Genomic DNA, 10,454 nt, shown 5'->3' with positions numbered 1-10,454 from the left:
CGCGCCCCGGCGCACCCGCTGCACGCCCTGGAACCACGACGGCCCGCCCTGGAACAACGACGGCGCGCCCCGGAAGCACCACGCAACGCCCCGGCGGCGGACCAGTGGGTCGCGCGCCAGCGGTCGCGGCCGGACCGGACGAGGACGATGGTCCGCGCCAGATCCGTCGTGGTCCCGGCGGCGCCGCGCGTCCCGTGGTCGCCCCCAAGCCCACCCACAAGCCCGGCCCGCAGAAAGAGCGCGGCCGCCTGACCGTGGTGACCGCCCTCAATGCCGACGAAGTGCGCGAGCGTTCGATCGCCTCGTTCCGCCGCCGCACGCAGCGCCTCAAGGGCCACGCTTCGAACGAGCCGAAGGAAAAGCTCATTCGCGAAGTGGTCATCCCGGAAGCGATCACGATTCAGGAACTCGCCAACCGCATGGCCGAGCGCGCTGTTGACGTCATCCGCATGCTGATGAAGCAGGGCGCGATGCACAAGATCACCGACGTGATCGACGCCGACACAGCGCAACTGATCGCCGAAGAGCTCGGTCACACCGTCAAGCGCGTCGCCGCGTCCGACGTCGAAGAGGGACTGTTCGACGTCACCGACGATTCCACCGACACCGAGACGCGGTCGCCCGTGGTGACCGTGATGGGTCACGTCGACCACGGCAAGACCTCGCTGCTCGACGCGCTCCGTCATGCCAACGTGGTCTCCGGCGAAGCCGGCGGCATCACGCAGCATATCGGCGCCTATCAGGTGGTGTCGCCCGAGAGCGGCAAGAAGATCACGTTCATCGACACGCCCGGCCACGCCGCGTTCACCGCGATGCGTGCCCGCGGCGCCAAGGTCACCGACATCGTCGTGCTGGTGGTCGCGGCCGATGACGGCGTGATGCCGCAGACGGTCGAAGCCATCAACCACGCCAAGGCGGCGCGGGTGCCGATCATCGTTGCCATCAACAAGATCGACAAGCCCGACGCCAAGCCCGAGCGCGTGCGCACCGAGCTGCTCCAGCACGAGGTGCAGGTCGAATCGTTCGGCGGCGACGTCGTCGACGTCGAAGTGTCCGCCAAGAACAAGACCAATCTCGACAAGCTGCTCGAGATGATCGCGCTTCAGGCCGACATTCTCGACCTCAAGACCAATTCGGAACGGCCGGCCGAAGGCACCGTGATCGAAGCCAAGCTCGACCGCGGCCGCGGTCCGGTCGCGACCGTGCTGGTCCAGCGCGGCACGCTCCGGGTCGGCGACATCATCGTCGCCGGCGCCGAGATGGGCCGCGTCCGCGCGCTGATCTCGGATCAGGGCGAGACCGTGCAGGAAGCAGGTCCGTCGGTGCCGGTCGAAGTGCTCGGCTTCAACGGTCCGCCGGAAGCCGGCGATCGTCTCGCCGTGGTCGAGAACGAAGCCCGCGCCCGCCAGGTCACCAGCTACCGCGCGCACCAGAAGCGCGAGAACGCGGCTGCCTCGATCTCCGGCATGCGCGGCTCGCTCGAGCAGATGATGTCGCAATTGAAGACCGCGGGCCGCAAGGAATTCCCGCTGATCATCAAGGCCGACGTGCAGGGCTCGCTGGAAGCGATCCTCGGCTCGCTGGAGAAGCTCGGCACCGACGAAGTCGCAGCCCGCATCCTGCATGCCGGCGTCGGCGGCATCTCGGAATCCGACGTGACGCTGGCCGAAGGCTTCAACGCCGCGATCATCGGCTTCTCGGTTCGAGCCAACAAGGAGGCCGCTGCGGCCGCCAAGCGCAACGGCATCGAGATCCGCTACTACAACATCATCTACGATCTCGTGGATGACGTGAAGAAGGCGATGAGCGGCCTGCTCGCGCCGACCTTGCGCGAAACCATGCTCGGCAATGCCGCCATCCTGGAGATCTTCAACATCTCCAAGGTCGGCAAGGTCGCCGGCTGCCGCGTTACCGACGGCACCGTGGAACGCGGCGCCAATGTGCGCCTGATCCGCGACAACGTCGTCGTGCACGAAGGCAAGCTGTCGACGTTGAAGCGCTTCAAGGACGAAGTGAAGGAAGTCCAGTCCGGTCAGGAATGCGGCATGGCCTTCGAAAACTACCACGACATGCGCGCGGGTGACGTGATCGAGTGTTACCGCGTGGAGACGATCCAGCGCTCCCTGTAAGTCCAAATCTTACCGAAGCGGTCCGGATCTTTTTGAGCTGAAATTGCGGGAGTGCGATGGCCGGATCTTATCCGGCCATCCACCCCTCATTCGTTTCAACAGGACAAATGACAATGCCCGTGTCCCAAACACGGGCATGACGAGGTGATTTTCGACAATGCCACGCCATCATCAGAAGAAGAGTTCCGCCCCCGGCGGAGGCTCGCAACGTCAGTTGCGCGTCGGCGAGCAGGTTCGCCACGCGATGGCCGATATTCTGGCGCAAGGCAATGTGCATGATGCGGATCTCGAAGGTCACATCATCACCGTGCCGGAGGTACGGATGTCGCCCGACCTGAAGCTCGCGACAGTCTATGTAATGCCGCTCGGTGGCCGCGACACCGAAATCGTCATCGCTGCGCTCGAACGCAACAAGAAGTTTCTGCGCGGCGAAGTCGCGCATCGCGTTAACCTGAAATTTGCACCTGATCTTCGTTTCCGCGTCGACGAACGATTCGACGAAGCGGAACGGATCGAGAAGCTTTTGCGAACACCTGCGGTGCAGAAGGATCTCGAACAGGATTTGGAACAGGATCCGGCGACGGATCGGGAAGAAGAGCGATGACGATGGACCCGGCTCACGACACGATCAGCGGCGAACAGGCCGATCAGCGCGACGTGCAGAAAAATAATTTCGCGGACATGAGCGGCAATTCCGAGCCGCATCAGGAGCCGCGCCGCGTCAACAACGATCCGCGTGCCAACAGCAAGCAGAAGGGCAACCAGCCGCGCCGCGACCGGCGCGACGTCCATGGCTGGGTCGTGCTCGACAAGCCGATCGGCATGACCTCGACGCAGGCGGTCGCAGTGCTCAAGCGCCTGTTCAACGCCAAGCGCGCCGGACACGCCGGCACGCTCGATCCGCTCGCCTCGGGCGGTCTGCCGATCGCGCTCGGCGAAGCCACCAAGACCGTTCCCTTCGTGATGGACGGCCGCAAGCGCTACCAGTTCACGGTGTGCTGGGGCGAGGAGCGCGACACCGACGATATCGAGGGCAGGGTGACCGCGACCTCGGACCAGCGTCCGACCCGGGAGGCCATCCTGGCTCTGTTGCCCCGTTTCACCGGGGTGATCGAGCAGATTCCGCCGCGTTATTCCGCGATCAAGGTCCAGGGCGAGCGCGCCTACGACCTCGCCCGCGACGGCGAGGTGGTCGAACTGGCCCCCCGGCCGGTCGAAATTCATCATTTAACCCTTGTGGATCAACCGGATAACGACCACGCCGTGTTCGAGGCCGAATGCGGCAAGGGCACCTATGTCCGGGCGCTGGCCCGCGATATGGGCCGGATTCTCGGCACTTTCGGCCATATTTGCGCGCTTCGGCGGACCCTGGTCGGCCCATTTGGCGAAAACGACATGATTCCGCTGGATCAGCTGGAGGCTTTGTGCGATAGAGCCGCGTCCGGCGAGGGTAGCCTCGCGGACGCGCTTATGCCCGTTGAGACCGCGCTGGACGACATCCCGGCACTGGCCGTCACTCGGGCTGATGCGGCAAGGCTCCATCGGGGTCAGGCCGTTTTGTTGCGCGGACGGGATGCGCCCACTTGTAGCGGCACAGTCTATGTCACGGTGGCAGGCCGTCTTTTGGCGCTTGCTGAAGTTGGCAATGGCGAAATCATCCCCAAGCGTGTGTTCAACCTGACCGGCCTGACTGCCAGCACCGGTCGCAACGAGAGAAATTGACGATGTCGATTGCCGCAGAACGCAAAGCGGAAGTCATCAAGACGAATGCCAACAAGGCCGGCGACACCGGCTCGCCCGAGGTTCAGGTCGCGATCCTGTCGGAACGCATCAACAACCTCACCAACCATTTCAAGACCCACGTGAAGGACAACCATTCGCGTCGTGGCCTCTTGAAGCTGGTCTCGACCCGCCGCTCGCTGCTCGACTACCTCAAGAAGCGGGACGAAGCGCGGTACAAGGCGCTGCTCGAGAAGCACAACATTCGTCGTTAACAGTTCTTGCGCGCGCCATCGGCGCGCGTTTTCGCACGTCGCTTCGAACGAAAGCGCCTATTTTAAGCTTTTTGATCGAGGCTGCGCGCACGTCGGATGCGAGTCGTTGACGGCTGGCATCCGGGGCACGATCGGCGAAGACCGCGGTTCGGTGTTCGCATTCGTGCCGACTGAAAGTCCAGCAGCAATCCGGCGGCTGGGCACAACGGGCAAGGCGCCCGTATGACCCGAAAGGATGGACGCCATCCGAAATCCAAAAACCATGGCAGGATCGCAGGACGCTGATCACCCGCTTCGATCAGCGCCCCGCAATCTTGCGCATGGTTTTTGTTTTTCGAGAGCCGTCTCCTCTTTCGAGAACCCATGAAAGAAGACATCTATGTTCAATAAGCATTCAGTCGAGATCGACTGGGGCGGACGCCCTCTCAAGCTGGAAACCGGCAAGATCGCCCGCCAGGCCGACGGCGCCGTCGTCGCCACCTATGGCGAGACCGTGGTGCTTGCCACCGTCGTCGCGGCGAAGGCGCCGCGTGAAGGCGTCGACTTCCTGCCGCTGACCGTCGACTACCAGGAAAAAACCTACGCTGCGGGCCGCATTCCCGGCGGCTATTTCAAGCGCGAGGGCCGTCCGACCGAGAAGGAGACGCTGGTCTCCCGCCTGATCGACCGTCCGATCCGTCCGCTGTTCGTCGACGGCTGGCGCAACGAGACCCAGGTAATCGTCACCGTGCTCTCGCATGACATGGAAAACGATCCCGACATCGTCGCGCTGGTGGCCTCGTCCGCGGCGCTGACCCTGTCCGGCGCGCCGTTCAAGGGCCCGATCGGCGCGGCCCGCGTCGGCTTCGCCAATGACGAGTTCATCCTCAACCCGACGCTCGACGAAATGGTCGACACCCAGCTCGACCTCGTCGTCGCCGGTACCGCCGACGCCGTCCTGATGGTGGAATCGGAAGCCAAGGAGCTGAACGAAGACATCATGCTCGGCGCCGTGATGTTCGGTCACCGCCACTTCCAGCCGGTGATCAACGCGATCATCGAGCTCGCCGAGAAAGCCGCCAAGGAGCCGCGCGAAGTCACCGTCATCGACAATTCCGCGCTCGAGAAGGAAATGCTCGGCCTCGTCGAGCAGGAGCTGCGCGCCGCCTACGCCATTCCGGTCAAGCAGGATCGCTACGCCGCGGTCGGCAAGGTCAAGGAAAAGGTGATCGCCCACTACTTCCCGGAGGGCCAGGAGCCGAAATACGACAAGCTGCGCATCGGCGCCGTGTTCAAGGAGCTCGAGGCCAAGATCGTTCGCTGGAACATCCTCGACACCGGCAAGCGCATCGACGGCCGCGACAGCAAGACCGTGCGCAATATCGTCGCCGAAGTCGGCGTGCTGCCCCGCGCCCACGGCTCGGCGCTGTTCACCCGCGGCGAAACCCAGGCGCTGGTCGTGACCACGCTCGGCACCGGCGAGGACGAGCAGTACATCGACGCGCTGTCGGGAACGTACAAAGAGACGTTCCTGCTGCACTACAACTTCCCTCCCTACTCGGTCGGTGAGACCGGCCGCCTCGGCGGCACCAAGCGCCGCGAGATCGGCCATGGCAAGCTGGCCTGGCGCGCGATCCATCCGGTGCTGCCGCCGCACCATGAATTCCCCTACACCACGCGCGTGGTGTCGGAGATCACCGAGTCGAACGGCTCGTCCTCGATGGCTTCGGTCTGCGGCGCTTCGCTCGCGCTGATGGATGCCGGCGTGCCGTTGAAGCGGCCGACCGCGGGCATCGCGATGGGCCTGATCCTCGAAGACAAGCGCTTCGCGGTTCTCTCGGACATCCTCGGCGACGAGGACCATCTCGGCGACATGGACTTCAAGGTGGCCGGCACGGAAGCGGGCATCACCTCGCTCCAGATGGACATCAAGATCGAGGGCATCACCGAAGAGATCATGAAGGTCGCGCTCGCCCAGGCCAAGGATGGACGCATCCACATCCTCGGCGAGATGGCCAAGGCGCTGACAAACGCCCGCGCCGAGCTCGGCGAATACGCGCCGCGCATCGAAACCTTCAAGATCGCCACCGACAAGATCCGCGAAGTGATCGGCACCGGCGGCAAGGTGATCCGCGAGATCGTCGAGAAGACCGGCGCCAAGGTCAACATCGAGGACGACGGCACCGTGAAGGTCGCCTCCAGCGACGGCGAGGCGATGAAGGCCGCGATCAAGTGGATCAAGTCGATCGCGTCCGATCCGGAAGTCGGCCAGATCTATGACGGCACCGTCGTCAAGGTGATGGAGTTCGGCGCCTTCGTGAACTTCTTCGGCTCCAAGGACGGCCTCGTCCACATCAGCCAGCTCGCTTCGGCGCGCGTGCAGAAGACCTCCGACGTCGTCAAGGAAGGCGACAAGGTCAAGGTCAAGCTGCTCGGCTTCGACGACCGCGGCAAGACCCGCCTGTCGATGAAGGTGGTCGACCAGACCACCGGCGAAGACCTCGAAGGCAAGGGCGGCGAGGGCGAGAAGGCCCCGCGCGAAGCCGCCGGCGAGTAAGCCGCTACACTGCAGAAAAACGAAAGGGCGGCCGAAAGGCCGCCCTTTTTGCTTGTCGCTCGCTCCGGGCGATCTGCGCCCCCTCTCCCGCACGCGGGAGAGGTGAGGCACGTCACGCCGCGAGGTCGTAGCGGTCGAGGTTCATCACCTTGGTCCAGGCCTTGGCGAAGTCAGCCACGAACTTCTCCTTCGCATCCGAGGTGGCATAGACTTCGGCGTAGGCGCGAAGCTGCGAGTGCGCGCCGAAGATCAGATCGACGCGCGTGCCGGTCCACTTCACCGCATTGGTCTTGCGGTCGCGGGCCTCGTAGCTGCCGTCAGCCACCGGGGTCCACTGCGTGCTCATGTCGAGCAGGTTGACGAAGAAGTCGTTGCTGAGGGTTCCCACCTTCGCGGTGAGGACGCCGTGCTTCGAACCGTTCGCATTGGCACCGAGCACGCGCAGACCGCCGACCAGCGCAGTCATCTCGGGGCCGGTGAGCCTCAAGAGCTGGGCGCGGTCGACCAGGGCTTCTTCCTGCTGCATGAACTGATGCCGCTTGCCGATGAAGTTGCGGAAACCATCAGCGCGCGGCTCCAGCGGAGCAAAGGAGGCGGCGTCAGTTTGTTCCTGCGAGGCGTCCATGCGGCCCGGCGTGAAGCCGACCTTGACGTCGACGCCGGCATCCTTCGCCGCCTTCTCGACCGCGGCGGTGCCGCCGAGGACGATGAGATCGGCGAGCGAGACCTTCTTAGCACCGGACGATGCGTTGAAGTCCTTCTGGATCGCTTCGAGCTTGCCGAGCACCTTCGAGAGCTGGGCCGGCTCGTTCACCTCCCAGTCCTTCTGCGGGGCCAGGCGAATGCGCGCACCATTGGCGCCGCCGCGCTTGTCCGAGCCGCGGAACGTCGAGGCCGACGCCCAGGCGGTCGAGACCAGCTCGGACACCGACAGGCCCGATGCCAGGATCTTGGTCTTCAGCGCCGCGATGTCCTGATCGCTGACCAGCTCGTGGTTCACGGCCGGAATCGGATCCTGCCAGATCAGCGTCTCCTTCGGCACCAGCGGGCCGAGATAGCGCTGGATCGGGCCCATGTCGCGATGGGTGAGCTTGAACCAAGCGCGGGCAAAGGCGTCCGCGAACTGAGCCGGGTTCTCAAGGAAGCGCCGTGAGATCTTCTCATAGGCCGGATCGAAGCGCAGTGAGAGGTCGGTCGTCAGCATCGTCGGCCGGTGCTTCTTCGACTTGTCGAAGGCATCGGGAATGATCGCGTCGGCGTTCTTGGCCGTCCACTGCTGCGCGCCGCCCGGGCTCTTCGTGAGTTCCCATTCGAAGTTGAACAGGTTCTCGAAGAAGTTGTTGCTCCACTTCGTCGGCGTCGTGGTCCAGGTGACTTCAAGACCGCTGGTGATGGCATCACCCGAGTGGCCTGACGCGTGCTTGCTCTTCCAGCCGAGGCCCTGATCTTCCAGCGCGCCCGCTTCCGGCTCCGGTCCGACCAGCGAGGGATCGCCCGCGCCGTGAGTCTTGCCGAAGCTGTGACCGCCGGCGATCAGCGCAACGGTTTCCTCGTCGTTCATCGCCATGCGCGCGAAGGTCTCGCGGATGTCCTTGGCCGCGGCGACCGGATCCGGCTTGCCGTTCGGACCTTCCGGATTAACGTAGATGAGGCCCATCTGCACTGCGCCGAGCGGTTCGGCGAGTTCGCGTTCGCCGCTGTAGCGCTCGTCGCCGAGCCAGGTGCCTTCCGGACCCCAATAGAGTTCTTCCGGCTCCCAGACATCGACGCGGCCACCGGCGAAGCCGAAAGTCTTGAAGCCCATCGATTCCAGCGCGACGTTGCCGGCGAGAACCATCAGGTCGGCCCAGGAGAGCTTGCGGCCGTATTTCTGCTTGATCGGCCAGAGCAGGCGGCGCGCCTTGTCGAGATTGGCGTTGTCGGGCCAGCTGTTGAGTGGTGCGAAACGCTGCTGGCCGGCACCGGCGCCACCGCGGCCGTCAGTGGTGCGATAAGTGCCCGCGCTGTGCCAGGCCATGCGGATCATCAGGCCGCCATAATGACCGAAGTCGGCGGGCCACCATTCCTGCGAATCCGTCATCAGGGCGGTGAGGTCCTTGATCACCGCGTTGAGATCAAGCGACTTGAACTCCTTGGCGTAATCGAAGTCCTCGCCCATCGGATCGGACTTGTCGGAATTCTTATGCAGCATCTCGATGCTGAGCTGCGTCGGCCACCAGTCGCGGTTCGCCGGCACGCGTTTTCCACCCGAAAACGGGCACTTCGAAGTGTCGTCCATGAATACCTCCTCTGGTGGCGTCGAACTCGCGCCTTTGACCAGGTAGAACCACTCTAAGCGCCGCCTCCCATCAGGTAAAGTTGACTTTAATGATCGCTGCGATAGGATTTTCTGATGATGAACCTGACGCTGCGTCAGCTCCGGTATTTCGACGCGCTGGCGCGGCACGGCCATTTCGGCCGCGCGGCCGAGTCCTGCGCCATCTCGCAACCGGCCTTGTCGATGCAGATCAAGGGGTTGGAGGAGACCCTCGGTGGCCTGCTGCTGGAGCGCAGCGCCCGGCAGGTGGCGCTGACCCGCTTCGGCGAGGAGCTCGCCCAACGCGTCCGCGACATCCTGCGCTCGGTCGATGAACTCGGCGATTTCGCCCGCGCCTCGCAGGACCGCTTCGCGGGCCGCCTGCGCATCGGCATGATCCCGACCATCGCGCCCTATCTCCTGCCCACCATCACCAAGAATCTCACGCGCATGCATCCGGAGCTCGACATCCGCGTGCGCGAGACCATGACGCCGCGACTGATACAGGAACTGGTGGAAGGACGGCTCGACACCGCCATCGTGGCGCTGCCGGTGTCCGAGCCCTCGCTGACAGAGGTCGCCCTGTTCGAGGAAAAATTCCTGCTGGTCCGGCCGGGCGCGGATGAGGGAACGCCGGCACCCTCGCGTGAGATGATGCGCGAGATGCGGCTGCTGCTGCTCGAGGAGGGCCATTGCTTCCGCGACCAGGCGCTGTCGTTCTGCAACATGCAGTCGGCGCCGCCGCGCGAGATGCTGGATGCCAACTCGCTGTCGACGCTGGTGCAGATGGTCAGCGCCGGCATCGGCGTGACGTTGATTCCGGAGATGGCGGTGCCGGTGGAGACGCGATCGGCCTCGGTCTCGCTCGCGCGTTTCCGCGATCCCGAGCCGTTCCGCACCATCGGCATGGTCTGGCGCAAGACCAGCCCCTTGGCGCGGCAGCTGCTGCAGATCTCCGAAGTGGTGTGCCTGTCGGCCGGCAAGGTGCGGGCGCGGCAATCCGTGCGCAGCCAAAGGGCTTAGCTTGTCGATGCCGCATCCCCTCATCCGCCCCGCGCGCGCAGACGAATACGATGAGGTCGGCCGGGTCTGGATGGAGAGCTGGGTCTCGACCGGCCTCGGCGAGGCCAGCGACTTCCTGCTGGCAAACCTGCGCGCACGCATCCGGCACGAGATCGCGGACGGCTGGAGCCTGTTCGTTGCCGACGATCGCGGCACGATCGCCGCCATGCTGGCGCTCCATGTGCCAAAACTCTATCTCGACATGCTGTTCGTCGCGCCGGCCTATCAGGGCCAATCGCTCGGCCGGCAATTGCTCGCCTTCACCCGCACGCAAATGCCGGATGAGATGCACCTGCGCTGCGTCCGCGAGAACGAAAAGGCCTGGCGCTGGTACGAGCGCGAAGGTTTTGTGTTCGAGAAGCAGGAGATCGAGCCGTCGAACGGGTTCATGATGAAGTACTATCGGTGGAGGCGGCTGCGGCCGGCCGGATAGGCAG

Annotated in this window: 8 protein-coding genes; 7 read left to right on the top strand and 1 reads right to left on the bottom strand. The window is 64.4% G+C overall.

Annotated elements, in window-relative coordinates; translation table 11 throughout:
- From infB to pnp, 5 genes are all read left to right on the top strand, one after another.
- On the top strand, nt 1–2,129 hold a 2,129-nt coding region (gene infB / locus SE92_RS24270), incomplete at its 5' end, for a translation initiation factor IF-2 (protein WP_063198971.1).
- Nucleotides 2,130–2,286: 157 nt separating this feature from the next.
- Nucleotides 2,287–2,733, top strand: coding sequence for a 30S ribosome-binding factor RbfA (rbfA, locus tag SE92_RS24265; RefSeq protein ID WP_063198969.1), 447 nt, complete (start codon nt 2,287–2,289; stop codon nt 2,731–2,733).
- Nucleotides 2,730–3,851 (top strand): tRNA pseudouridine(55) synthase TruB, encoded by a 1,122-nt coding sequence (gene truB, locus SE92_RS24260; protein ID WP_063198966.1) that lies wholly within the window; start codon nt 2,730–2,732, stop codon nt 3,849–3,851. The genes rbfA and truB overlap by 4 nt, the downstream gene beginning before the upstream one ends.
- Before the next feature lie 2 nt (nt 3,852–3,853).
- Entirely contained in the window at nt 3,854–4,123 is a 270-nt protein-coding gene (rpsO, locus tag SE92_RS24255; RefSeq protein WP_008131787.1) for a 30S ribosomal protein S15, read from the top strand.
- Between the two features lie 379 nt (nt 4,124–4,502).
- Entirely contained in the window at nt 4,503–6,659 is a 2,157-nt protein-coding gene (gene pnp / locus SE92_RS24250; RefSeq protein ID WP_063198964.1) for a polyribonucleotide nucleotidyltransferase, read from the top strand.
- A gap of 112 nt (nt 6,660–6,771) precedes the next feature.
- On the opposite strand, the gene katG is transcribed toward pnp, so the two are convergent.
- On the bottom strand, nt 6,772–8,937 hold the full coding sequence (katG, locus tag SE92_RS24245) for a catalase/peroxidase HPI (RefSeq protein ID WP_063198961.1): 2,166 nt from the start codon (nt 8,935–8,937) through the stop codon (nt 6,772–6,774).
- 114 nt (nt 8,938–9,051) lie between these two features.
- Here katG and SE92_RS24240 point away from each other — a divergent pair, with 114 nt between their 5' ends.
- Together SE92_RS24240 and SE92_RS24235 are read left to right on the top strand one after the other, a co-directional pair.
- Nucleotides 9,052–9,978, top strand: coding sequence for a hydrogen peroxide-inducible genes activator (locus tag SE92_RS24240; RefSeq protein WP_063198959.1), 927 nt, complete (start codon nt 9,052–9,054; stop codon nt 9,976–9,978).
- Between the two features lie 7 nt (nt 9,979–9,985).
- A complete protein-coding gene (locus SE92_RS24235; protein WP_063203733.1) occupies nt 9,986–10,450 on the top strand; it encodes a GNAT family N-acetyltransferase in 465 nt (154 codons plus the stop codon).
- Nucleotides 10,451–10,454: the final 4 nt, after the last annotated feature.

Origin of the sequence: Bradyrhizobium sp. AT1 (assembly GCF_001590795.1) — a bacterium.
Classification (GTDB): domain Bacteria; phylum Pseudomonadota; class Alphaproteobacteria; order Rhizobiales; family Xanthobacteraceae; genus Bradyrhizobium.
The sequence above is the reverse complement of the archived record's forward strand: the minus strand, read 5'-3'. Positions and strand labels throughout refer to the sequence as shown.